Origin of the sequence: Cryobacterium cryoconiti (assembly GCF_004403065.1) — a bacterium.
GTDB lineage: Bacteria > Actinomycetota > Actinomycetes > Actinomycetales > Microbacteriaceae > Cryobacterium > Cryobacterium cryoconiti.
In genome coordinates, this window is the sequence record NZ_SOHA01000005.1 from 1 (window position 1) to 22,127 (window position 22,127).

Genomic DNA, 22,127 nt, shown 5'->3' on the forward strand with positions numbered 1-22,127 from the left:
GCGAAGGCTGCGGCCGATGCCGCGGCCGCCGCCCAGGCGCAGGCTGCGGCTGCCGCCCGGGCCAGGGCTGCCACACCGCCGCCTTCTGCTCCGGCCCCGAAGCCCGCCGCTCCGGCTCCTGCCCGCCCTGCCGCCCCCACCAACCCCAGTGGGGCCCAGGCCATCGCCCGGGACATGATGGCGGCCAAGTACGGTTGGGGGGCCGACCAGCTCGGCTGCCTGGTCAGCCTCTGGAATAAGGAGTCCGGCTGGAACGTGAATGCCTACAACCCGTCCAGCGGCGCCACCGGCATCCCGCAGGCGCTTCCCGGCAGCAAGATGGCCTCGGCCGGAGCCGACTGGGCCACCAACCCGGCAACCCAGATCTCCTGGGGTCTGGGCTACATCGCGGACCGCTATGGCAACCCCTGCGGGGCCTGGAACAAGTCGGTGGCCTCTGGTTGGTACTGAGGTCGGGTCGCGCTCGCGCCGACCGGTCAGTGCGCCACTGACCGGTCAGTGCGCCACTGACCGACGGGACTTCAACCATCCGTCGATAGCGTTCCAGAGGGACACTCCGACCACTCCCGCTCCGAGCAGAATGGCCAGGATGCGGCCCACTTCCGGCGGTACATTCCCTCGGCCGAGGGTGTAATCCACGAATTCCGGGTTGAACAGCTGACTGGTGATCAGCAGGTACAGGATCACCGTCGAGAAGACGACGGCGAGCACCGTGTTCAGCCACGCGAAGCCGGTGGTCCAGCCGTGGCGCGCGTAGACCGCGATCGCCAGGGCTGCTTCGAATGCGATGAGGATGAGCATTCCGCCCGGCCACCACGGCCACAGTTCGGAATTGAGCACCGGCATCGCAGTGGTCTGCGATCCGAGGCCGACGCCGATGTCCACGCCGTTCTCGGCGACGAGGACGAATCCGATGGATCGGTCCCAGAGCAGAGCGCCCGCGGCGAGGCCGAGGAACGCCAGCGAGGCGATGAGGTCGCCACGCCCGGCACCGGTCTCCTGCGGCTCGGGAAGCGCATCGAGCGTCCATCGTTCGCCGGTGTCGGCCCCGGTGCGCTCCAGGATGATGAAGACCAGGGTCGTCCAGAAGCCGACGTGCACGATCGTTCCGATCGCGACGGAGAGGAGGACTCCGATGGTCTCCGCGATGGGCGCATCGGCGATGAGCTGCGCAATCAGCACGCCCACGACAGCCGTGACGGGCGCGATGGTCCAGAGCAGTTTCAGCAGCCTCCACCAGGTGAGGTAGTACCTGGGGCCGATGAGCTGCAGGGGGCGGTCGGCGTAGCTGGCGGCCAGCACATCCGGATCGCCGAGGGCCGTGAGCACGGCGCGCTCGGCGTCCTGCCGCACTTCGCCCTGCTCAAGGCGTGCTTCGATGTCGTCGGCGATGGCGGCCGAGAGCTCGGCGCGAACATCCGCCTGTGCGTCCTGTGGAAGAGTGCGCACGGTCGCGGAGATATAACGGTCAGTCAGAGTGGCAGTCATTCAGTTCTCCCATGGGTGAGGGACGCGATCGCTTCGGTCAGCGCGGCCCATTCGGTTGTGAGAGTGTCGGCCAGTCGGAGGCCGGCGGCCGAGGTGAGGTAGAACTTGCGAGGACGTGATTCCTCGGTGTTCCATTCGCTCGTCAGATAGCCCTGCTTCTCCAGACGGCGAAGCAGGGGATAGAGCGTGTTGGCGTCGGCGGCGAAGCCGTGCCGGGCCAGATCCTCGAGCAGCCCGTACCCGTAGCCGGCATGGCGGAGAAGGTGCAGGCACGCGAGCACGATCGTGCCGCGCCGCAATTCAAGGAGTTGCGGGTCGAAGTCGTCACTATCCTTCATGCAGCTCACCATACTGTGCACCACACACTATCGTCAAGAGTCAGGTGATTTCCGAGGACCCGGTTGCCTCGTTCGGCTACGCAGGCCTGAGATGAAGTAGATTCGATGAATTTAGAACTTAATGTCTTCTGCTATAGAACATGTATTCTAAAAGTGCTAAACTTCTGATATGGACAACCGGGCCGATCTCAGCGACATCGAGGCCTTCGATAGTGGGCGTGTCGATGTCGAGGGCATTGATATCGAGGAGCTCGACGACGGCGGCGCGTTCGGCATCGTCACGGCCGAATCGTCCGGCGACGCTGCCTCCCTCGATCGGAGGATGCGCGTGCTGGCGGAGCTGGTTTCCGCGGCCGCTGCCGCCGATCGACTGCTCGCGTCGGTGGCGGCGGCGCGGGCCGAGGCGGTCGACCAGGTGCGGGCCTGGTGCCTCGCCAACGAACTCGCCGCCGAACGTGATCGGGCCCGCCGGGCCAGGCTGGCCCAGGCCGCCGAGCGGGGGCTCGCGCCCGATCTCGACAGCACCTTAGACAGTACGGTCGACAGCACGGCAGAGAGCGCCGCCGACAGCGAGGCCGTGTCGGCGGGCGTGGCCGGCACCCGGTGGGACGCCCTCGAAATCGCCTACCGCACCGCGGTTTCCGAGCTTGCCTGTGCGCTGCACATCTCGCAGGCCTCGGCCTCCAACCTCATGTCGCAGAGCGAGGCCCTCACCGGCACGTTCACGGCCGCTCGCAATGCCCTCGCCACCGGCCAGATCAGCTACGCGCACGTGCGGCTGCTGATGGAACATGCAGCGTCCCTGCCCGAGGCAGCCCGGCCCGAATTCGAGGCCAGGATGCTGCCCGAAGCGAAGCGGCTCACCGTGGCCCAGTTCGACCGCGAGGCCCGCCGGGTGCGTGAGAAAACCCACCCGGAGTCGATCACCGCCCGCCGGGCGAAGAGCCAGTCCGACCGCACCCTCGTGTTCGAGCCCGCAGCCGACGGCATGGGCTGGCTGCACAGCTACCAGCAGCTGCCGGTCGCCCAGGCGATCTTCCACCGAGTCAACGACATGGCGGCCAGCCTGCAAGGCCCCGACGAACCCCGCACCCTGGCCCAGCTCCGGGCGGATGCCTTCGCGGCCCTCCTGATCGACGGCGTCACTCCCGCGGGGCTCGGCCGGGGCATCCGCGCCACCGTCAATGTGACGGTGCCCGTACTCACCCTGCTGGGCCGCAGCGACGAGCCGGGTCACCTCGAGGGATGCGGTCCGATCGACCCCGAGACGGCCCGCGAGCTGGCCGCAGGAGCCCCGAGCTTCACCCGCATCCTCGTTCATCCCGAGACCGGGGTGATGCTATCGGTCGGCCGGAATCAGTACCGCGTGCCGAAAGACCTCCGGCGACTCCTGGTGATCCGAGACGAGACCTGTCGATTCGCCGGCTGTAACCGGCCGGCGGCCCGAGCCGAGATGGACCACACCCACGAGTGGCAGGCCGACGGGATCACCCGCTACGACAACCTCGCCAGCCTCTGCGCGCCCGACCATCGGTTGAAGGCCGAAACCAACTGGGCGGTGACCCAGTCGCCAGGCGGCGAGCTGCACTGGACGGCGCCCAGCGGCCTGCACTACCGATCGGAACCGGCGATCCCGTTCGAGCCTCCGGGCGACGTGGCCGATCCGCCGCCCTTCTAGGCCGTTCTGCACCGGAGCGGTCGGTTGGGGTCACAATGTCTCGTGAAACTCCCTCATCGATCGTCACGGCCGCCTGGTGTGGTCACCTCGGTGTCCGTGCGCTCCAGAACCCCGACGAAGACGCGGTAGAGCACGAGTCCGAGGGCAGCGACCCCGGTCAGGATCAACAGAATCGACCCGTAGGAGGATGCCTGGTCGGTGCCGGTGATACCGCCCAGGAGGTTGGGCTGCAGTTTCATCAGTGCTGCCGTGTAGGCGATCCCGACCGGCACGGCGATGTTGATGGTCAGGTTGTAGAAGCCGATGGCGATACCGGTGTTCTCGACCGGTACCCGCATGACGGCGGTCGACACGAGCGGGCCGTACATCAACGCAAACCCCATCCCGAACAGGATCATCGAGATCACGAAGATCCCGATCCACTGGCCCACCAACAGAGCCGGAATCAGCATCGCGATGACGATCACGATCAGGGCGATGGTGATGGCCTGCTTGGAGGTGAGGAACCGGGCGATCTTGCCGGTTGCGGTGCCGACGATCACCGCGGCGATGTATCCGGGGATCAGCAGCAGGGAGACCTCGCCGAGGTTGTAGTCGTACACGTCGGAAATCAGGAACGAGAACAGGAAGGTGTAGCCCAGCTGCACCGAGTAGGTGACGAACACCACGATGATCATGAGCGAGTATTGGGCGTTGGCGAAGAACGCGCTCGTGATCACGGCGTTGTCATGGGTCCGGATGTGCCAGATGAAGAGAATCAGCCCCGCGCCGACGGGCAGCAGGTACAACGCGTTGAAGTTCTGCATGAACAGGATGAGCCCGGTGGAGAACACCGCGATCAGGAAGAGGCCGAACACATCGACGCGTCCGCCGCCCGTCGTCTCCGTGGAGACCGTCCGCAACACGACCGGGATGGCCAGCAGGGACAATAACGCGACCAGGAAGAACGCAGCCCAGCCGATGTAGGTGGCGATGAACCCGCTGCCTACTGTGCCGATCAACAGGGACAGCTGGAAGGCAGCGGTGCTGAAGCCCAGGTACTTCTTCTGCTCGTCGCCCGTGAAGTGCTTGGTGACGTAGATCACGTAGAGGGTCTCGGCGGCCGCCAGGCCGGCGCTCTGAATCAGCCGGCCGACCAGGATCAGCCAGAAGTCGCCCTGGAAGACGAAGCCGATCAGTGACCCGATCGTCATCACGATGATCGCGAAGATGATGAGTCTCCGGATACTGATCGAGTCGGCCAGCGCGGCGTAGACCACGGCCCCGATACCGATCAGGATTCCGGCCAGGGTGGCTTGCAGGCTGACGGTGTTGACCGGGAGGTCGAGGCTCTCTGCCAAAGCCGGGGACATGAACTTGAAGCCGTTGTCCAGCACCAGCGAGAAGACGAAGAGGAACAACAGGACGGGGACGGCACGGCTCGGCGTGAAGACCCGGGCCGGGGCTGTGGTTTGGGTTGCGGTACTCATCAGGCCAATTCCAGCGCGATCTCGATCATGGCGGTGAAGGCGGTTTGCCGTTCTGCCGGGGTGGTCTTGGCGTTGGTGACGATCTGGTCGCTGACAGTGAAGATGGCGAGCGCATCGACGCCCGCGGCCGCGGCGTTGGCGAACAGCCCGGCCGACTCCATCTCGACGGCCAGGATGCCCATCTTCATCCACTTGCTCAGGGCGTCGGGATCGGCGCTGTAGAACACGTCGGATGAGAGGACGTTGCCGACGTGGGTGCGGTGACCGCGCTCGTCGGCGACTCGCTTGGCCTGCTCCAGCAGCCGGTACGACGAGAGTGCCGCCCAGTGGCCGGGCAGGTTGAACTGGTCCAGATAGTTGGAGTCGGTCGATGCCCCCTGGGCGATGACCACATCGTAGAGGTCCATGTTCTCCTGCAGGGCGCCGCAGGTACCGACGCGAATCAGGTTCTTCACCCCGAAGTGGTGGATCAACTCATAGCTGTAGAGCGAGATGGAGGGAATGCCCATCCCAGTGCCCATGACGGACACAGGGCGTCCCTGGTAGGTGCCCGTGAAGCCCAGCATGTTGCGAACCTCGTTGAAGCAGCGGACGTCATCGAAGTACGTCTCAGCGATGAACTTCGCTCGTAGGGGATCGCCGGGAAGGAGGATGGTCTCGGCGATCTCCACTCCCTTCGGATCAATGTGCGGTGTGCTGGTCGTGGTCATGGTGACTCCTTCGTCTGGACTGCAGTATGAAGTTACACCTCTCAAGTACCATGTAAAACGTGATAACGTCAGAGTGACAAGGAGGTCTCGTGACGACCCGTTTGGATCCCCACACGTTCTTGGGACAGCAGCTCCAGCTCGCCGCCGGGCAGCCGATTCGAGTCGCTGTCTACACGCGGCTCGCCGAGGGGATCCGCACTGGCGTGTTCCGGCTCGGCGAGATGCTGCCCAGGGAAACCGAGCTCTCCGCACTGCTCGGCGTCAGCCGCACACCTGTGCGCGAGGCGCTGATGCTCCTCGAAGAAGACGGGTTGCTGGTCACCCGTCGTGGAGTCGGGCGATTCGTCACGGACTCGATCCCGCACGGCGGTCTGGAACAGATGCGGCCATTTGAGATCGCCTTGGCCGAACCGAATACGACGATGACCGTGCAGCCGGTGCGCTTCGAGTTGGAGGGCTTCACCGACTTCGTGTCCAGCCGGCTCGCGCTCGACCCGGCTGCCAACGCCTGGATCCGCGAGAGTGTCCTGCTGCAGGACGGTGTTCCCCTGGCCCTCGTTCAGGAACATCTCCCCGCTGGGCGCTACCTCAGCGATGTGAGCGCGCGCATCGCATCCGAACTCCCGGAGATGGCCGCGGCACCCCGCACGCTCCTCGCATCCATGCAGGCCGACGGCCACGTTTTCACGAATGGAATGTGTCAGGTCGTCGCAACCAACGCCGGCCCTACGCGAGCGAAACTGCTGAACATCGACCCGTCTGTGGCGGTCCTCATTCTCACCCAGACGGCGGGTCTGGGCGGAGTGCCGCTCTACGCCGCGAAATGTGTCATCGCGCCCGGCCATGGGGCGCTGTCGATAATGCAGCACAACCCGAACTAGTCGGCGACCGCGACCGCGACGGCGCTGCCGCCTGACACCGGTGACCGGCGCCGGGGCGTAACCTCGAGCCATGAAACGTGCGCTCGCGGTTGCCCTGGTGTCGGCCCAGTTCGTGCTTCTGCTGGCGCTGGCCTTCCTGCCTCACAGCACGTTGTGGCCGGTGAGTCCGGGCGTCGTCGTCGTCACGATCCTGCTCGCCCTCGCCGGTGCGGTCATCGCCGTTCTCGGAGTGCTCGGCCTCGGCCCGGCCCTCACGGCGAGCCCGATCCCGCGGGAACACGCGCCCCTCGTCACCGGCGGCGTCTACGGCCTCGTGCGCAGCCCCATCTACACCGGACTGATGACCGGCGGCCTCGGCCTGGCGTTGATCGGCGCCTCGGCCCTGCACATTCTCACCTGGCTCGCCCTGGTGCTGCTCCTGGCCGGCAAAGCGCGCTGGGAAGAACGGATGCTCGTGTCCGAGCACCCCGATTACGCCGACTACGGCGCCCGCGTCGGGCGTTTCCTGCCTGGTATCGGCCGGCTGAAGTCGTGACGCCGTAAGCAATCCGTAAGACCTGACGGACACTGGATCGGCAACGATGGAAGCACTAGACACAAGCCCCTATCGGTGAGAGCCGTGGCCAAAGGAACCCCATGAACATGCACAGGAGCGCTGCCGCACTGGCACTGACCGTTGCGGTGGTCGTCGGCGTGAGCGGCTGCGCAAGCAGCACCGCCGGCACGCAGGTTGAAAGCCAGGCCGACAACCCGGCAGGCACGTCTGCCAGTCCGGCCACACCGGCGGCCGGCGAGGCCCCCACCCCGGCGACGGCAGCAGGCGCCTACATCGACTATTCCGACGGAATCATCGCGAAGACCGAGGGCACCAAGGTGCTCTTCTTCCACGCCTCCTGGTGCCCGAATTGCCGGGCGCTGGAGAAAGACATCAACGCGGGCCCGCTCCCGGCCGGGCTCACCATCATCAAGGTCGACTTCGACAATGCCGTCGACCTGCGTCAGCAGTACGGCGTCACCCTGCAGACGACCGTGGTCTACGTCGATGACGACGGTTCCGAACTCGGCAAGACGATCCTCGCCGAAGACCCCAGCGTCGACGCACTCGTCGCGGCTGCCCCGTAGTGGACGGTCTGCTCCTGGTCAGCCTGGCCGCGGGCATCCTGACCGTCGCGGCACCCTGCGTGCTGCCGCTTCTGCCCGTGATCGTGGGGGGATCGATCGTGAGCGAGGAGGCCGATCCGCGTCGGGCGCGCCTCCGCCCGCTGGTCATCGCGGCCTCCCTCGCCGTCAGCGTGGTCGCATTCACCCTGCTGCTCAAGGCGACCACGGCTCTGCTGGGTATTCCGCCGCAGGTGTGGCAGGTGATCGCCGGCGGCATCGTGGTGCTGCTGGGCGTGAACCTGCTGGTCCCCACGCTCTGGGAGCGGGTGTCCTCGGCCCTCGGCCTGCAGAACCGCAGCAACCGCGCCCTGGACGCGTCGATCGGACGCCAGAGCCTGGGCGGAGACATCCTCACAGGGGCGGCGCTCGGGCCGGTCTTCAGCAGCTGCAGCCCGACCTACGCGCTCATCGTCGCGACGGTGCTGCCGGTCTCCTTCGGCGAGGGTCTGCTCTACATCGTCGTCTATGCGGCCGGTCTGGCAGGCACGCTGATGCTCGTGGCGTACCTCGGCCGGTCCTTCGCCAAGCGACTGGGCTGGCTGGCCGATCCCGCAGGATGGTTCCGCCGGACCGTCGGCGTGGCCTTCATCCTGGTCGGGATGGCCGTTCTGTTCGGGCTCGACAAGACGCTGCAGTCGTTCATCCTCGATCTCGGCTGGTACGACCCGATCGCCGGGCTCGAGGAGCTCCTGCGCTCCTGACCCTCCCGGCCAGGCCGAACCGGCTAGAGAAAGATCAGAACCAGACGCACCCCGACAGCCAGAATGGCGGTGCCCGACAGCGCCAGCGACGCGAGCACCAGCCCGCGACCGCGGGCGCCGGCCGGGATGACACCGTAGGCCCGGAGGGAGAGGGACAGCCCGATCAGAGCCGCGAACAGGGCAGGGAAAGGCAATAGGACCGCGAGGACGACGCTGACGACCGACACCCAGAAACCCGGCACCCGTCCCGGCGTCTTCGACCAGTCCAGGTGGGGTGCCCCGAGACCCAGCAGATTGTTGCCCTCCATGTTCGCGCGCGGGTCGTCCACTTGTCGCTCCTTCAGCTTGTCGTGACAGTCTCACACGCCAGGGCCCGTCAGACCGCGTCCCTGCCCGTGCGTGGGGGCGGCTACCCTTGAGGAGGCCCGGAAAGGAACTTCTATATGAGCGAGCTTGCGGGCGAACTGGCACGGGTGCGCGAAGCGTTCGACAAGCCCACCCTGCGCCTGCTGGACCGCAAGTGGGCGCCGTTCGTGCTCTTCGTGTTCAAGTCCTCCTTCAGCCGCGACCGGCGCAGCGTGCAGGCCGACCTGCTGCACGCCCAGGTCGACGCGTACCTCGCCGACCTGCGGTCGGTCGGCAGTGACGTCCCGGGAAAGACCGGCCGCGCCCTCTGCGTGCAGTGGATGAACGATCAGTGGCTCTACCGCGAAACGGGGGAGGGCGATGAGGAGCACTACTCGCTCACGTCGCATGCCCTCGAGGCGCTGTTGCTGGTCGAGAGCCTGTCCCGCGATCGGGCGTTGATCAGCGAATCCCGTCTCACCACGATCGTCGACACGGTGCGCCACCGCGCCACGCAGGCCAACCCTGACCGGGAGGAGCGCATCCGTCGCCTCGACCAGGAGATCGCCGAGAAAACGGCCGAGCGTGACCGCCTCGCGGCCGGCGGCGAGATCGCCGCTGCCTCGAACGAGCAGATGCACGAGGGCTATGTCAACCTGATCGACCTGATCAATCAGCTGCCCAGCGACTTCAAGCGCGTCGAAGAGTCCGTTGCCGCCATGCACCGGCAGATCGTCAACGACTTCCGCGGTGAGGAACGCCCGATCAGTGAGGTCCTCGACGAGTACCTCTCCAAAACGGATGCTCTGATGACGTCGACCCCGGAGGGCCGGGCCTTCGAGGGAGCCTTCGCTCTGCTCCGCAACGACGACCTCCTGCAGGAACTGGGCGACGACCTCGAGACGATCCTGCTGCACCCCTTCGCCCTCGAGCTCAGCTCCATCGAGCGTCGCGGCTTCATGGGCACCGTGCGCCTGATCCGGAAGGGCATCGACGCTGTGCTCACCCAGCGCAACGGGCTCACCACCACGTTGCGCGAGCACATCGTCAACCACGACGTGGTCAAGGACCGTGAGCTCGAACGGCTGCTGCGCGAGATCAACAAGGAACTCGCCCTCTGGATGGAGACCGCCGGGCCCCGCTCCACGGTCACCGCCGAACTCATGCCGGGAACCCTCGACGTGGAGCACCTCCGGGAGCGGTTCTACGATCCGGGTGCCCACCGGGCCCCGCCTGCGCTGCAGGATGTCTCCGACGACGCCCCGCTGCCGCCGAGTCTCGACGAGATGCGCCAGCAGGGCGGCCCGCTGCTGGGGGAGCTGCGCGACGCGATCGTGACGGCCTTCAGCCACGGCGAGGCGGCATCCGTCGGCGACGCGTTCAACGAGCTCGACCCTGCCCTGCGCAGGCCGGTCGAAATCCTGGGGATGCTGCAGATCGCCACCCAGATCGACGCGGTCAGCCGGGCTCAAACCCTCGAGCGCTTCGAAACCGTCCGGCCGGACGGCTCCACCCGCAGCTTCGCGGTGCCCCGAATCATGCTCAACGACGACGAAACCGCGGCGCTGTCCGCCCTGAACTACGGATCTGACGATGACTGACGAGCACACTGACGAGCCCACCGATTTCGACTCACCCAGCTTTTCCCTGTTCGAGGGCGATGAGGGCGGGCTCACGGTGGAGCAGCGCCGCACCCTGGTGCTGCTGCTGAAGCACCGCTACATCTCCGCTGCGCTGCAGCCGGCCGAGTGGCAGACCCTGCTGCGCTCCGAGAGCCTGCTCACGTCGCGCCTGAACGACATGTTCCTCGACCTGCACATCGACCGGCACTACGAGGTGGCGTTCAAACGGCAGGCGGTGGCCGAGGGCGGTGACCGGTTCCCCACCCTGCTGCACGACGTGTCCTACACGCGCGAAGAGACCATTCTGCTGGTGCTGCTGCGCCAGCGCTTCCGCAGCGAACGGGCGAACGGCCAGGACATCGTCATCGTGGACCGCGTCAACCTGGTCGAGAACGTCGGGCATTTCCGGCCCGAGCACGCCACCGACCGCTGGGGCGACGCACGCCGGGCCGCGGCAGCGGTGGACGCACTCGCCAAGGCGCGGGTGCTGCTGAAGACGAGCGACCCCGACCGGTTCCGTGTCTCCGCCGTGATCGAGGTGCTGCTGCCGGTCGAACGCCTGAGTGAACTGCTCGAATGGCTGGTCAGCCACAACGCCGATCCCGGCTCTTCAGCGCAATTACCGGAGCACGCCGACCTCGACCTCGCCGATCTCACCGCTCTGCCGGAGGCCCTCGCATGACCGACTCCCCGCTGTTCTTCGTCGACGGTCTGACCGAGGGCACCACGCAGTGGCGCGCCGAATCGTTCCAGATGGTCAACTGGGGCGGATTCCAGGGCCACCACGAGATCGCCTTCGCGCCGACGGCCACCCTGGTCTCCGGGGCCTCCGGAACCGGCAAGAGCAGCCTGCTCGACGCCTACCTCGCCCTGATGATGCCCTCGGACACCCCGTTCAACGGCGCGTCCAACGACGCCGGCTCGGGGCGTGCGCGCAGCGCCGACCAGCGCAGCCTGATGACCTATCTCAAGGGCAAGACCGACGCCAACCGGGAGGCCGGCACGGGGGAGTTGCAGGACCAGGTGCTCCGCGGTGCCAACGAGTCCACCTGGGGTGCCGTTGCCATGACCTTCATCGACGACAACCAGCGCCGGTTCACCGTATTGCGGGCCTATTTCGTGCCTCGCGGCGGCACCCGGTTCGCCGATATCACCATGAAGATGGCCACGATCGACGGCTACCTCGACCTGCGCGACCTGGCCGAAGTGACCGAGTCCCGGTTCGACAAGCGCGCCCTGAAATCCCGGTTCCCCGAACTGGATGTCTTCGACACCTACGCGGCGTTCGCCCAGACCCTCTACACCCGCCTCGGCATCGGCGCCAACGGCGAGGGCGGCAAGGCCCTGCGGCTGCTCGCCCGCATCCAGGCCGGCCAGCAGGTCAAGACGGTCGACGGGCTCTACAAGTCGATGGTGCTGGAGGAACCGGCCACCTATGCCGCCGCCGACAAGGCCGTCGCCCACTTCGAAGACCTGGAACGCTCCTACGGGGCCATGGTCGCCGAGGCGCAGAAGGCCAAGGTGCTCGAACGCCTGCCCGATCTGCACAACGCCTATGAGACGGCCACCGACAAGGCCGACCTGATCGACACGTTCGGCGTGCACCGCTCGGGCGACACCCCCTTCGTGCTCTGGCAGCTGCGCACCGAGCACACCCTGCTCGAGGGAGCCGCCGACGCCAACCGGCTGCAGCGCCGTGAAACCCAGGTGCGGCAAACGGCGGCGCGGGATGCCGAAACCGAGTTGAAGGTTCGGGTCGCCGACCTCCAGCGTCAGCAGCGCGAGAACGGCGGAGACGTTCTCGTCAGCCTGCAGAACGAGCTCGGACAGCTGAGAGACAAACGTGACGACGTGGCCGCCGAACGGGCGAAGTTCGACGAGCGGATCCAGCCGCTCGGGCTCTCCATCGACTCCGCCGACGACTTCGACCGGGCCCGCGCCGACGCCGACGCGTTCCTGGCCGGCTTTCCCTCCGCGGAGACCGACCTGGAGGATGAGCGCACCGCGGTGCAGCGCACCGCCTACCCGATCGAGGAGAACCTCCGCGTCCTGAAACAGGAGCACACGTTCCTCTCGGGCCGGGCCAGCCTGGTCCCACAGCACCTGCACAGCGCGCGGCTGCTGATCGCCGAGGCGTCGGGTATCCCCGCCGAGGAACTGCCGTTCCTGGCCGAGCTGATCGATCTGGCCCCCGGCGAAGAGTCCTGGCGGCAGGCGGCCGAGGTCACCCTCGCCTCCGTCTCGCGCGTCATGCTTGTCGACGAGACCCGCCTGCGTGCACTCAGCCTGGCCATCGACCCTTTGCGCATCCCGGTGCGCATCCACTTCGAGGGGGTTCCCCTGCGGGGCCATCAGGAGATCGACGGCGACCCCCGCTTCGTGTCGGGCAAACTCGTCTTCACGGACTCGCCCTTCAGCGGCTGGGTGCAGGATCGGGTGCAGGCCGCGAACCTCGACGCGGAGTGCGTCGCCACGGCGGCCGACCTGGGCGGGAACGGCCCTCGGGTCACGCCGAGCGGGCAGACCCGCAACGGCTCCCGCGGCGCCCACGGCTGGAACAGCGACCAGAAGTCGATCATCGGCTTCTCCAGCCGCACCCGCCTGCAGGACATCGACGGGGAGCTGGCCCGCCTGCGGCTCACGGCCGACACCCTGGCACGGGAGGCATCCGGTCTCGGTTCGCGCCTGGCCGACCTGCGAGCCCGCAACGCGGCGCACCGGGTCGTCGCCGACGCCGTCTTTTCGGTCATCGACGTGGCCGCCGCGGACGCCCGCATCACCGACAAGCAGGCCGAACGGGAGAGGGTCCTCGCCGACAGTGACGTGCTTCGCGCGCTGAAAGACGAGGAAGAGCGGCTGGCGGCCGAGCTGGAGGCCGCGCAGAAGCAGAAGCACGCCACCGAGGGAGCGCTGCAGGCCCTCGTGACCGAGCAGGGCCGGATCGTGGACCGGCAGGATGCCGTCACCAGCCGGCTCGATCGCATCGACGGTGACCCGGAAGCCGCTCTGCAGCTGTCCGAGGAGCATGCCACCCACCTCGACGCGCAGTTCGCGGCCGTCGCCGACCAGCACGATCTCGACGCGTTCGACGGGGCCATCAAACGCCTGCGCGAGCGCCTGACCGAGCAGTCCAGCCAGGACCGGGACAGCGCCGCCGGCGCCCGCAACACCCTGATCGGCATCTTCGAGACCTTCCAGAGCCGCTGGCCTGACCCCAATATCGGCGTCTCGCTCGATTCCTACCCGAGCTACCGGGACATCCTCGACGCCGTCTACACGCTCGGACTTCATGAGCGACGCCAGGAATGGAAACGGCGCCTGGCGCTCTGGAGCGGTCAAGACCTGGTTCCGCTGGTCGGGGCCTTCACCACCTCCATCGAGGAGATCGAGGATCGGCTTCGCCCGATCAACGAGATCCTCACCACCCTGCCGTTCGGCGCCGGGCGCGACCGGCTCCAGATCAGTCTGCGCCGCCTGCACCGCGACGATGCCACCGCGTTCCGCAAGGAGCTCAAGGCTCTGTCCGGGGGATCCACCGTCGCCTTCACCGACGAGCAGACCGAGAGCCGGTTCACCCGGCTGCAGGCGTTCATGGGGCTGATCCGCCGTCCCGCCGACGGGTCCCGGCAGGACACGCAGCGCGACCTGCTGCTCGATGTGCGCCGGCACGTGGAGATCACCGCCGTGCGTACCACCCCCGACGGTGTGGAGGTCAGCACCTACTCCTCTCTCGGCGGCAAGAGCGGTGGCGAGTCCCAGGAGCTGGTGGCCTTCGTCGTCGGAGCCGCCCTGCGGTTCCAGCTCGGCGACGAGAGCCGCACCCGCCCGCGCTTCGCCCCGGTCTTCCTCGACGAGGGATTCGTGAAATCGGACTCCGAATTCGCCGGCCGGGCTGTGGCCGCCTGGAAGGGGCTGGGCTTCCAGCTCATCATCGGTTCCCCGCTTGACAAGGTCACGGCGCTCGAGCCGCACATGGAACTGGTGCTCTCGATGACCAAGAACAACACGACGGGGTTCTCGTACATCACCCCGCTGTCCTCGCCGCAGCCGGTTCCGCAACCCACACGGTAGGGCCTTGCGCGTTGTCCGCACCGGGCGAAAACTGGGAATGTTCCACCAACACCTTGTGTACCAACAAATGTGGTCCTAAGGAGGCCCGCAATGACTAGTTCCCTCAACCGGATGTTCGGAATCGTCCTCGGAGCACTGTTCCTCCTCCTCGGCCTGCTCGGCTTCACTGCGACAGGCAACGTCGGCTTCGTTGCGACGGAGGGTGGCTTGCTCCTTGGCACCTTCGAGGTCAACCCGATGCTCAACGTGGTCTACATGCTCCTCGGAGCGGCCCTGCTGATCGGCGGGGTGGCCAGTGTCCGGGCGGCGAAGATCGTCAACGGAACCGTCGGTGGCATCCTGCTGCTGATGGGTATCATCGGCTTCTTCATCGTCGGCACCGAGTTCAACTATCTCGCGCTGAACACGGCCGATCACGTCCTGAACCTCGTGACCGGAGTGGCACTGCTCGGCGTCGCCCTGGCGGCGGAGAGGCGTGCGACACCGGCGATGACAACCACCGCGCAGAAGCAGAGCACCTACACCAGCGACACCGAGTGACACGCACCGGATCAGGGCCTTCGTCGAGGAGGAGGGCCCTGGTTCCAGCGCGTCTGCCCGCTAAGATTTTGTAGCGTGACCGCTATCAAGCTGATCGTCGATGAGGGGCTCACAATCGCGCTCTCCGCCGTTCGTATGGCGGTCAAGAACGACATCATCGTGGGTGCGCTCGGCGAGCATTCCGACTACGACCCCGAGCACTATGCGGCGATGGCGCGGCACGAGTTGCACCTGCTCACTCGTCAAAACGAGGAATACGCCCTGCGAGTGAAGCAAATGCGCAGGGCGCTGATCAAATCACGGTGGACCGCCGACCTTTCGGAAGACCAGATCCACGACATCAGCCAGCTCAAGCTCCGCCGGCGCGTGCACGAGAAGCTGGCGGTGGCTCTGGAGGAAGTGGCCGCGGACGACGATCGGGTCGCGCGTCTCGTGCGCCGGGCCCAGCGCGCCGCGAGCGACGAGGTCAGCGACGCGGTGTCCTCACGCCTGATCAAGTTGAACATCGACTGGCGGGATCCCGACTACGAGGAACGCCGGGCGGCACGCACCGAAGTGTTCCTGCACATCGACCTGGCCCTGCTCAAGCTGAAGCACGATGCGGCGATCGGCGCCGACGCCAGCGACTACTGACGCGGCCGCCGGCGCCGACGGCCGGACGGCGCTCAGCTGCGGGAGAAAAGCCGGGCGAAGAAACCGGGGGTGGGTGCATCGTTCTCGTGGCCGCGGCACCGCTGTGCTCCCGGAACGCCTCGCATCACCTGGTCGACGTGCTGACCGCACCCGGCCCAGGTCGTTTTTCCGCACTTCTTACACGTAACTTGACGGCACATCTGTTGATCCCTTTCGTTGAACTTGTCTGCTCAACATACCCCATGGGGTATCGGATTTGCCGTATGGATCCTGAATACGTGGCTGAATCAGTCGCGAATCAGTCGCACGTCAGGAGTCCTTCCGGCTCGCACGCCAGGCACGCCACGCTCCGGTCGACCACAGTGCCCACAGCACGAGCACCGGCTGGAACAGCAGGCGGATGCCGCGGGCGACGTCCGTGTCCAGGCCGAACGAATCCGTCTGCGTCACGAACTGGGAGATATTGCCCGGGAAGATCGCCAGGAAGAACACGGCCACGACCCAGCCCACCTGAACCTGGCGCCGGGCCAGCAACAGCAGCGCCAGGCCCAGGGTGATCTCCACCACTCCGGACGCGAGCACGACGAAATCGCCCTCGAGCGGTAGCCAGGTGGGCACCTGGGCGAGGAACGCCTGCCTGTTCCAGGCCAGGTGGCTGATCCCGGCGAAGAGCAGGAACGCTCCCAGGGCCAACCGGGCGATCAACCGGGCGATCGAGGTCACGGTACGACCGGTTCCAGGTGCTCCGCCAGCGGTCATGCGGCGACCTTCGCGGCGATTTCGGCGTCGGTCCGGGCGTTGAAGACGCCCCACATCATGTGTGTCGGTCCGCTGCCGTCGCTACCGGGCGCCGCGGGGCGGCTGACCCAGCGCTCGGCTGCGGCGGTGGCGCCGAGCGCAGCCAGGGACGGGGCGATGCGAGTCTTGCGTAACGTGCCGGCCATCACCCTGCCGTCGGCGGCGAGCCGCCACCCGCGGCTGGCGGCGAGCACCTGCCCGACCTCCTCGTCGGTGAGCCAGCGGGAAAAGCTGCGGCTGGGCGGATCAATCGCGGTGAGTCTCATGCGAGCGCCACCAGGTCGGCTTCCAGCCGCTCGACGTCGGCACGGTGGCAGAGCTCCGTGGCCGGGGTCATGGCGGTGGCGCTGCCGGCGGCGACGGCAGCCCGGAAGGCCCGGTCCACCGGGTGCCCCTGCGCGATCCGCAGGACGAAGGCGCCGAGAAAGCTGTCGCCGGCCCCGACGGTGCTCTTCACCTCGACCTGCGGCACCCCGAGACGGATGATCCCGCTGGTCGTGGCGAGCACGGCACCCGCTCCGCCGAGCGTCAGGGCGACGATCTGCGCCGATCCGCGGGCGACGAGCTCGGCGGCCGCGTCGATCTTGCTCTGCTCGGTGTCGAGGGTTGCACCGACGAGCTCACCCAGCTCGCGTCCGCTGGGTTTGACCAGGTAGACACCCTCCGCGAGCGCCGCAGCGAGCGCCGGGCCGGACGTGTCCACGACGCAGTGGGCGCCGCGCTCGTTCGCGAGCCGGGTCACCCGGGCATAGAAGTCGTCCGGCACTCCCGGCGGCAGGCTGCCGCTGGCGACCACATAGCCGCCCACCGGTATCGCCTCTTCGACGACGGAGAGACAGGCCCGCCACTCGGCTTCACTGAGCTCGGGACCCTCCAGCACGAAGCGGAACTGCTTGCCCGTTCCCGTCTCATCGACGGTGAAGCTTTCGCGGGTGCTTCCCTGGATCGGCACCGCCAGGGTCGGGATGCGCTCGGCTTCGATCAACCGGCGGAAGGCCTCCCCGGTCGGGCCGCCGGCGGTGTAGACGGCGAGGGCCTGCCCGCCGAGCCGTTGCACCACCCGGGCCACGTTCACGCCGCCGCCGCCCGGGTCGAGGCGGGACCGGCCGCAGCGCATCTTGTGCTCGCTGACCACCTGCTCGGTCGACGTGCTCACGTCGAGTGCGGGGTTGACGGTGAGGGTGAGAATCGGCCGCACAGTAGCGGCCCGGGAGACGTCCATGTCCCCAGCGTAGAAGACTTCCGGGCGTGCCTCGTGCTGGCGCGGGGTCCGGCTCATAATCGGAGCATCCACTCACCGATGCCAGGAGGTTCACCATGACGACACGGCTCAATCCCTACCTGGGATTCCGCGACAACGCCAGGGAAGCGATGGAGTTCTACCAGAGGGTCTTCGGCGGGGTGTTGACCCTGAGCACCTTCGGCGAGTTCCAGGCCAGTGATGATCCGACCGAGCAGGACAAGATCATGCACGCCATGCTCAGCACCGACGACGGCCTGGTGCTGATGGGCTCCGATACGCCGAACCGGATGGAATATCGGCCGGGGACCAACTATTCCGTGTCGCTCAGCGGCGACGACGACCCGGTGCTGCGCGGCTATTGGGAGAAGCTTTCGGCCGGCGGCACGACCGTCATGCCGCTGTCGCCGTCGCCGTGGGATGACAGCTTCGGGATCTGCGTCGATGAATTCGGCGTGACCTGGATGGTCAACATCGCTGCACCCGCGTAGAACCGCGGCGGATGGAGATCAAGCTGCCCCGCCTCGCGATGAACGATGTGGCCTACATGCGGGAGACCGTGTTTTACGAGGGGCCGCGTTTTCGCGAGCGGGTCAGCCGGTTCTGGATCCTGCTCGTGCTGGCATCGGTCATCGCCGCTGCCGGTGTCGCCTCCGATTCCACCGCGACCGTGATCGGGGCGATGATCATCGCCCCGCTGATGATCCCGATCCAGGGCACCATGCTGGCCACGGTCCTCGGCGATCCGAAGAACCTCAGCCGGTCGATCGGCCTGATGCTGGCGGGTGCCGCCGCCGCCATCGGCATCGCCGTGCTGGTCGGGCTGCTGCTGCCCGTGGACGTCCTGGCGGAGAACAACTCGCAGGTCGCCGCCCGGGTTCATCCGCGCCTGATCGACCTGCTCGCTGCTCTCGGCACCGGGGTGGTCGGTTCCATCGCCCTGGTCCGCCGGGACATCTCCGACGCACTGCCGGGCGTGGCCATCGCGATCTCGCTCGTGCCGCCCCTCTCGGTGGTGGGCTTCACCTTCGAAGCCGGTGCACTGCTGCAATCGCTCGGTGCGCTGCTCCTCTTCATGACGAACGTTGCGGCGATCCTCGGCACCGGCATCGTCGTGATGGCGCTCTACGGAGTCAACCGTTTGGGTGAGGCCCCGGCCACCCCGCGGGCGCGTCGCACGCACCGGCGCAACGGCATCCTGGTCGCCGTCGCCATGGGCGTGATCGTGCTCGTGCCCCTGAGCGTCTCAAGCGTGAGCGTGGCCCGCTCGAGCATCTTCGAGGCATCCGTGCAGTCGGTGTCCCAGCGCTGGGCGACGGATGCCGGCTGGCGCCTGCAGCGCGTGGCGACCGACCCCGACAATACGGTGGTCGTCAGCGTGGAGGGTTCCCTCCCGCTGCCGGACACCACCGTGCTGGAGCAGGAACTGCGCGCCGGCGGACTCGACCCGAAGCAGGTGAGGCTCGTGCTGGTTCCCGCGTACACCGTCGACTACTGACGTGCAGGCCGACGCTACGATGAGGCTGTGAAGCCCTTCCTGCTGCTGGCCACCCGTTCCGAGGACGAGGCCGCCGACGACGAGTACGCCGGTTTCCTCGAGGCCGGGGCACTGCTGCCCGAGCAACTGCACCGGGTGCGACTCGAGGCCGGTCCGATGCCGTCGATCGACCTGGACGCGTACTCGGGCATCATCGTGGGTGGCAGCCCGTTCAACGCGAGCGATGCTCCCGCGGTCAAGTCGCCCGTGCAACGCCGCGTCGAGAGCGAGCTGGCCGAACTCCTCGACCGGGTCCTCGACCGGGACTTCCCGTTCCTCGGCGCCTGCTACGGGGTGGGGCTGATCACGAGCCACCTGCGCGGAACGCTCGACGGCACCTGGTCGGAGGAGGCCGGCCCGGCCTGGATCTCGCTCACCGACGCGGGGGCATCCGATCAGCTTTTCGCCCGGCTCGCGCCGAGCTTCGAGGCCTTCGTCGGACACAAGGAGGCGTGCTCGGCGCTCCCCGAGGGTGCCGTGCTGCTGGCCACCGGGCAGAACTGTCCGGTGCAGGCCTTCCGGGTCGGCCGGAACGTGTACGCGACGCAGTTCCACCCCGAGCTGACCAATGCGGGAATCCTGACCCGCATTCGCATCTACCGGGAATACGGCTACTTCGATCCCGACGCCATGGAAGACGTCATCGCCGCCATCGACGCGTCCATCGTCACCGAACCGGCCAACCTGATGAAGGCCTTCGTCGAGCGCTTCGGTCGGTGAGGCGACAGCCGGTCCGGGGCAGGTCCCGCACCTAGAGTGGTTCCATGGAACTTGAACCAACCGACCGTTCTGCGGCGGCACTGCTGGAACTGGCACGATCCCTCGGCGTCGACACCTCCGTCACCGGCTGGGACGGCGCCTCGAGGCCCGTCGAGGCCGGAACCCTGCGCGCCGTTCTGGCTGCCCTCGGAGTGGCCGCCGGCACACCCGCCGAGATCGACGCCTCGCTGACGGAACAGTCCCAGGCTCCGCGGCGCCGCCTTCTGCCGCCCGTCGTCGTCGTGCGTGCGGGCAACGCGGCCGACGTCCCCGTGCACACCCACCCGGGCTCGACGGCACGGGTCTGGATCATCGCCGAGGACGGCACCCGGCACGACGTGGCGCAGCAGGGCACCCGGACCACGCCGCACACGGTCGACGGCGTCCCGATCAGCGAGGCGACCTTCTCGGTTCCCGCCCGGTTGCCCCTCGGCTGGCACAGGCTGCACGCCGCGGCCGACGGCCGGGAGGCGGACTGCGCCCTCGTCGTGACCCCGCCGATGCTGGAAACCACCCGTGCCCTGGCCGGGCGCCGGGATTGGGGTCTGATGGCGCAGCTGTACTCGGTGCGCTCCTCGCGGTCCTGGGGGATCGGAGATTTCGCCGACCTCGCCGACCTCGCCACCATCTCCGGTGCCCAGTACGGTGCCGGCTTCGTGCTGGTCAACCCGCTGCACGCGTCCGAGCCGGCCCCGCCGGTCGAGCCGTCCCCCTACCTGCCGTCGAGCCGGCGTTTCTTCCACCCGCTGTACCTCCGTGTGGAGGACGTGCCCGAGTACGCCTACCTGACCCCGGAGGCGCGGGCCGTCGTCGAGTCGCTGGCGACCCGGCAGCATCCGGCCAACCTGGAGCCCGACCACCTCGACCGCGACTCCGCCTACTCCGCCAAGCTGACCGCGCTGGAAGCCGTGCACCAGGTGCGGCGCAGTGCCGCGCGCGAACACCGGTTCGAGACGTTCCGTGCCGAGCAGGGCCAGGGCCTCGCCGACTTCGCACTCTGGTGCGCCCTGTCCGAGCTGTTCCCGGCGGATGCCCCGGAATGGTCGATCGAGCCTCGAGGCCCCCGCGGCCCGTTCGCCGCCGAGCATCGGGAGCAGCTGGCGGACCGCGTCGAATTCCACTGCTGGCTGCAGTGGCTCTGCGACCAGCAGCTCGAGACCGCGCAGCGTGCGGCGACGGATGCCGGGATGACCATCGGCATCGTGCACGACCTTGCGGTCGGGGTGCAGTTCACCGGATCCGACGCCTGGACCCTGCGTGACGTGCTCGCGCCGGGCATGACCGTGGGCGCGCCGCCGGACATGTTCAACCAGCAGGGCCAGAACTGGTCCCAGCCGCCGTGGCACCCGGGCCGGCTTGCCGAGTCCGGTTACGCCGCCTACCGGGACATGCTCCGCAGCATCCTGCACCACGCCGGCGGGATCCGGGTGGACCACATCCTGGGACTGTTCCGACTCTGGTGGATCCCGGTCGGGGCCGGCCCGGGGGAGGGCACCTATGTTCACTACGATCACGAGGCCCTGATCGGCATCCTCGCCCTCGAGGCCCAGCGGGCCGGAGCAATCGTGATCGGCGAAGACCTCGGCGTGTTCGAGCCGTGGGTGCGGGACTACCTCGCCGAGCGCGGCATCTTCGGTACCTCGATCCTGTGGTTCGAGCGCGAGAACGACGTGCCGCTGGCCCCCGACCGCTACCGGCAGGCGTGCCTGACCAGTGTGAACACGCACGACCTGCCCCCGACGGCCGGCTACCTCGCCGGTGACCACGTGGCCCTGCGCGAGTCGCTCGGGCTGCTCGGGCGGCCAGTGGCCGAGGAGCGCGCCGCCGACCACGCCGAACAGTCCGCCATGCTGGCCGCGCTGCGCGAACGCGGACTGCTGTCGCCGGTCGGCACCGAGCCGGCGCCGACCGTGCAGGAGACGGTCGAGGCGCTGTACGCCTACACCGCGCTGACACCGTCGTCGCTCCTCGGCGTGGCGCTGGTGGACGCGGTCGGCGAGCGCCGCACGCAGAACCAGCCCGGCACCACGAACGAGTACCCCAACTGGCGCGTCCCGCTGGCCGGCCCCGACGGCGCGAGCGTCCTGATCGACGACCTGGCCGCCAACCCGCGCCTCGCCGCTCTCGTGAAGGCGATCCGTACCGCACCCTGAGTC

Annotated in this window: 23 protein-coding genes; 15 read left to right on the forward strand and 8 right to left on the reverse strand. The window is 67.7% G+C overall.

Annotated elements, in window-relative coordinates; translation table 11 throughout:
• Positions 1-450 (forward strand): aggregation-promoting factor C-terminal-like domain-containing protein (locus E3T49_RS01365; RefSeq protein WP_166785440.1); only part of this gene is annotated, 450 nt, incomplete at its 5' end.
• A 45-nt stretch (positions 451-495) separates the two neighbouring features.
• On the opposite strand, the gene E3T49_RS01370 is transcribed toward E3T49_RS01365, so the two are convergent.
• Together E3T49_RS01370 and E3T49_RS01375 are read right to left on the reverse strand one after the other, a co-directional pair.
• Positions 496-1,488: a permease prefix domain 1-containing protein gene (locus tag E3T49_RS01370; RefSeq protein WP_134422779.1), complete on the reverse strand. Its 993-nt coding sequence runs from the start codon at positions 1,486-1,488 to the stop codon at positions 496-498.
• Positions 1,485-1,826, reverse strand: coding sequence for a PadR family transcriptional regulator (locus E3T49_RS01375; protein ID WP_134422781.1), 342 nt, complete (start codon positions 1,824-1,826; stop codon positions 1,485-1,487). The genes E3T49_RS01370 and E3T49_RS01375 overlap by 4 nt, the downstream gene beginning before the upstream one ends.
• A 169-nt stretch (positions 1,827-1,995) precedes the next feature.
• Between E3T49_RS01375 and E3T49_RS01380 the strand changes: the two genes are divergently transcribed.
• Positions 1,996-3,504, forward strand: coding sequence for an HNH endonuclease (locus tag E3T49_RS01380; protein ID WP_134422783.1), 1,509 nt, complete (start codon positions 1,996-1,998; stop codon positions 3,502-3,504).
• A gap of 53 nt (positions 3,505-3,557) precedes the next feature.
• Here the strand turns inward: E3T49_RS01380 and E3T49_RS01385 are convergent, their stop codons facing one another.
• Both E3T49_RS01385 and deoD read right to left on the reverse strand, forming a co-directional pair.
• Positions 3,558-4,973, reverse strand: coding sequence for an MFS transporter (locus tag E3T49_RS01385; protein ID WP_134422785.1), 1,416 nt, complete (start codon positions 4,971-4,973; stop codon positions 3,558-3,560).
• On the reverse strand, positions 4,973-5,683 hold the full coding sequence (gene deoD / locus E3T49_RS01390) for a purine-nucleoside phosphorylase (protein ID WP_134422787.1): 711 nt from the start codon (positions 5,681-5,683) through the stop codon (positions 4,973-4,975). Before deoD ends, E3T49_RS01385 begins: the two co-directional genes overlap by 1 nt.
• 89 nt (positions 5,684-5,772) lie before the next feature.
• Between deoD and E3T49_RS01395 the strand changes: the two genes are divergently transcribed.
• The 4 genes from E3T49_RS01395 to E3T49_RS01410 all read left to right on the forward strand — a co-directional run bounded on the left by E3T49_RS01395 (position 5,773) and on the right by E3T49_RS01410 (position 8,426).
• Positions 5,773-6,564 carry a GntR family transcriptional regulator gene (locus E3T49_RS01395; protein WP_134422789.1) on the forward strand — a complete coding sequence of 264 codons (792 nt, stop codon included), beginning with the start codon at positions 5,773-5,775 and terminating at the stop codon, positions 6,562-6,564.
• Positions 6,565-6,634: 70 nt separating this feature from the next.
• Positions 6,635-7,099, forward strand: a complete 465-nt coding sequence (locus tag E3T49_RS01400; RefSeq protein ID WP_134422791.1) for a methyltransferase family protein — start codon at positions 6,635-6,637, stop codon at positions 7,097-7,099.
• A gap of 101 nt (positions 7,100-7,200) precedes the next feature.
• Positions 7,201-7,686 carry a thioredoxin family protein gene (locus E3T49_RS01405; RefSeq protein WP_134422793.1) on the forward strand — a complete coding sequence of 162 codons (486 nt, stop codon included), beginning with the start codon at positions 7,201-7,203 and terminating at the stop codon, positions 7,684-7,686.
• Positions 7,686-8,426: a cytochrome c biogenesis CcdA family protein gene (locus E3T49_RS01410; RefSeq protein ID WP_134422795.1), complete on the forward strand. Its 741-nt coding sequence runs from the start codon at positions 7,686-7,688 to the stop codon at positions 8,424-8,426. The genes E3T49_RS01405 and E3T49_RS01410 overlap by 1 nt, the downstream gene beginning before the upstream one ends.
• A gap of 23 nt (positions 8,427-8,449) precedes the next feature.
• Here E3T49_RS01410 and E3T49_RS01415 read toward each other — a convergent pair whose 3' ends face one another.
• Positions 8,450-8,755 carry a hypothetical protein gene (locus E3T49_RS01415; RefSeq protein ID WP_134422797.1) on the reverse strand — a complete coding sequence of 102 codons (306 nt, stop codon included), beginning with the start codon at positions 8,753-8,755 and terminating at the stop codon, positions 8,450-8,452.
• Positions 8,756-8,869: 114 nt separating this feature from the next.
• Between E3T49_RS01415 and E3T49_RS01420 the strand changes: the two genes are divergently transcribed.
• The 5 genes from E3T49_RS01420 to E3T49_RS01440 all read left to right on the forward strand — a co-directional run bounded on the left by E3T49_RS01420 (position 8,870) and on the right by E3T49_RS01440 (position 15,637).
• Positions 8,870-10,372 (forward strand): DUF3375 domain-containing protein, encoded by a 1,503-nt coding sequence (locus E3T49_RS01420; RefSeq protein WP_134422799.1) that lies wholly within the window; start codon positions 8,870-8,872, stop codon positions 10,370-10,372.
• On the forward strand, positions 10,365-11,075 hold the full coding sequence (locus E3T49_RS01425; RefSeq protein WP_134422801.1) for a DUF4194 domain-containing protein: 711 nt from the start codon (positions 10,365-10,367) through the stop codon (positions 11,073-11,075). Before E3T49_RS01420 ends, E3T49_RS01425 begins: the two co-directional genes overlap by 8 nt.
• A complete protein-coding gene (locus tag E3T49_RS01430) occupies positions 11,072-14,464 on the forward strand; it encodes an ATP-binding protein (RefSeq protein ID WP_166785441.1) in 3,393 nt (1,130 codons plus the stop codon). Before E3T49_RS01425 ends, E3T49_RS01430 begins: the two co-directional genes overlap by 4 nt.
• 90 nt (positions 14,465-14,554) lie before the next feature.
• Positions 14,555-15,004 carry a DUF4383 domain-containing protein gene (locus tag E3T49_RS01435; RefSeq protein ID WP_134422805.1) on the forward strand — a complete coding sequence of 150 codons (450 nt, stop codon included), beginning with the start codon at positions 14,555-14,557 and terminating at the stop codon, positions 15,002-15,004.
• Between the two features lie 75 nt (positions 15,005-15,079).
• Entirely contained in the window at positions 15,080-15,637 is a 558-nt protein-coding gene (locus E3T49_RS01440) for a hypothetical protein (protein ID WP_134422807.1), read from the forward strand.
• A 309-nt stretch (positions 15,638-15,946) separates the two neighbouring features.
• On the opposite strand, the gene E3T49_RS01445 is transcribed toward E3T49_RS01440, so the two are convergent.
• The 3 genes from E3T49_RS01445 to E3T49_RS01455 are packed head-to-tail and all read right to left on the reverse strand — an operon-like array spanning position 15,947 to position 17,714.
• Complete coding sequence (locus tag E3T49_RS01445) at positions 15,947-16,396, reverse strand: DoxX family protein (protein ID WP_134422809.1); 450 nt, start codon at positions 16,394-16,396, stop codon at positions 15,947-15,949.
• Positions 16,393-16,701 carry a hypothetical protein gene (locus tag E3T49_RS01450; RefSeq protein ID WP_134422811.1) on the reverse strand — a complete coding sequence of 103 codons (309 nt, stop codon included), beginning with the start codon at positions 16,699-16,701 and terminating at the stop codon, positions 16,393-16,395. The genes E3T49_RS01445 and E3T49_RS01450 overlap by 4 nt, the downstream gene beginning before the upstream one ends.
• Positions 16,698-17,714, reverse strand: a complete 1,017-nt coding sequence (locus tag E3T49_RS01455) for a 1-phosphofructokinase family hexose kinase (protein WP_241972582.1) — start codon at positions 17,712-17,714, stop codon at positions 16,698-16,700. Before E3T49_RS01455 ends, E3T49_RS01450 begins: the two co-directional genes overlap by 4 nt.
• A 38-nt stretch (positions 17,715-17,752) precedes the next feature.
• On the opposite strand from E3T49_RS01455, the gene E3T49_RS01460 reads away from it, so the two are divergent.
• Genes E3T49_RS01460 through malQ form a run of 4 tightly spaced genes read left to right on the forward strand, consistent with a single transcriptional unit; the run spans position 17,753 to position 22,124 of the window.
• On the forward strand, positions 17,753-18,166 hold the full coding sequence (locus E3T49_RS01460; RefSeq protein ID WP_134422813.1) for a VOC family protein: 414 nt from the start codon (positions 17,753-17,755) through the stop codon (positions 18,164-18,166).
• 11 nt (positions 18,167-18,177) lie between these two features.
• The gene (locus E3T49_RS01465; protein WP_134422815.1) at positions 18,178-19,173 is read left to right on the forward strand and encodes a DUF389 domain-containing protein; all 996 of its coding nucleotides are present in this window, start codon (positions 18,178-18,180) and stop codon (positions 19,171-19,173) included.
• A gap of 27 nt (positions 19,174-19,200) precedes the next feature.
• Positions 19,201-19,932: a glutamine amidotransferase gene (locus tag E3T49_RS01470; RefSeq protein ID WP_134422817.1), complete on the forward strand. Its 732-nt coding sequence runs from the start codon at positions 19,201-19,203 to the stop codon at positions 19,930-19,932.
• 44 nt (positions 19,933-19,976) lie between these two features.
• Positions 19,977-22,124 carry a 4-alpha-glucanotransferase gene (malQ, locus tag E3T49_RS01475; RefSeq protein ID WP_134422819.1) on the forward strand — a complete coding sequence of 716 codons (2,148 nt, stop codon included), beginning with the start codon at positions 19,977-19,979 and terminating at the stop codon, positions 22,122-22,124.
• The last annotated feature ends 3 nt before the right edge of the window (positions 22,125-22,127 follow it).

Excerpts from the sequence above, each read along its gene's own strand:
- E3T49_RS01435 (WP_134422805.1), top strand. The coding sequence starts at position 14,555 with ATGACTAGTTCCCTCAACCGGATGTTCGGAATCGTCCTCGGAGCACTG.
- E3T49_RS01455 (WP_241972582.1), bottom strand. The coding sequence starts at position 17,714 with ATGAGCCGGACCCCGCGCCAGCACGAGGCACGCCCGGAAGTCTTCTAC.
- E3T49_RS01460 (WP_134422813.1), top strand. The coding sequence starts at position 17,753 with ATGACGACACGGCTCAATCCCTACCTGGGATTCCGCGACAACGCCAGG.
- E3T49_RS01405 (WP_134422793.1), top strand. The coding sequence starts at position 7,201 with ATGAACATGCACAGGAGCGCTGCCGCACTGGCACTGACCGTTGCGGTG.
- E3T49_RS01420 (WP_134422799.1), top strand. The coding sequence starts at position 8,870 with ATGAGCGAGCTTGCGGGCGAACTGGCACGGGTGCGCGAAGCGTTCGAC.
- E3T49_RS01370 (WP_134422779.1), bottom strand. The coding sequence starts at position 1,488 with ATGACTGCCACTCTGACTGACCGTTATATCTCCGCGACCGTGCGCACT.
- E3T49_RS01450 (WP_134422811.1), bottom strand. The coding sequence starts at position 16,701 with ATGAGACTCACCGCGATTGATCCGCCCAGCCGCAGCTTTTCCCGCTGG.
- E3T49_RS01425 (WP_134422801.1), top strand. The coding sequence starts at position 10,365 with ATGACTGACGAGCACACTGACGAGCCCACCGATTTCGACTCACCCAGC.
- malQ (WP_134422819.1), top strand. The coding sequence starts at position 19,977 with ATGGAACTTGAACCAACCGACCGTTCTGCGGCGGCACTGCTGGAACTG.
- E3T49_RS01375 (WP_134422781.1), bottom strand. The coding sequence starts at position 1,826 with ATGAAGGATAGTGACGACTTCGACCCGCAACTCCTTGAATTGCGGCGC.
- E3T49_RS01445 (WP_134422809.1), bottom strand. The coding sequence starts at position 16,396 with ATGACCGCTGGCGGAGCACCTGGAACCGGTCGTACCGTGACCTCGATC.
- E3T49_RS01385 (WP_134422785.1), bottom strand. The coding sequence starts at position 4,973 with ATGAGTACCGCAACCCAAACCACAGCCCCGGCCCGGGTCTTCACGCCG.
- E3T49_RS01430 (WP_166785441.1), top strand. The coding sequence starts at position 11,072 with ATGACCGACTCCCCGCTGTTCTTCGTCGACGGTCTGACCGAGGGCACC.
- E3T49_RS01465 (WP_134422815.1), top strand. The coding sequence starts at position 18,178 with ATGGAGATCAAGCTGCCCCGCCTCGCGATGAACGATGTGGCCTACATG.
- E3T49_RS01400 (WP_134422791.1), top strand. The coding sequence starts at position 6,635 with ATGAAACGTGCGCTCGCGGTTGCCCTGGTGTCGGCCCAGTTCGTGCTT.
- deoD (WP_134422787.1), bottom strand. The coding sequence starts at position 5,683 with ATGACCACGACCAGCACACCGCACATTGATCCGAAGGGAGTGGAGATC.
- E3T49_RS01380 (WP_134422783.1), top strand. The coding sequence starts at position 1,996 with ATGGACAACCGGGCCGATCTCAGCGACATCGAGGCCTTCGATAGTGGG.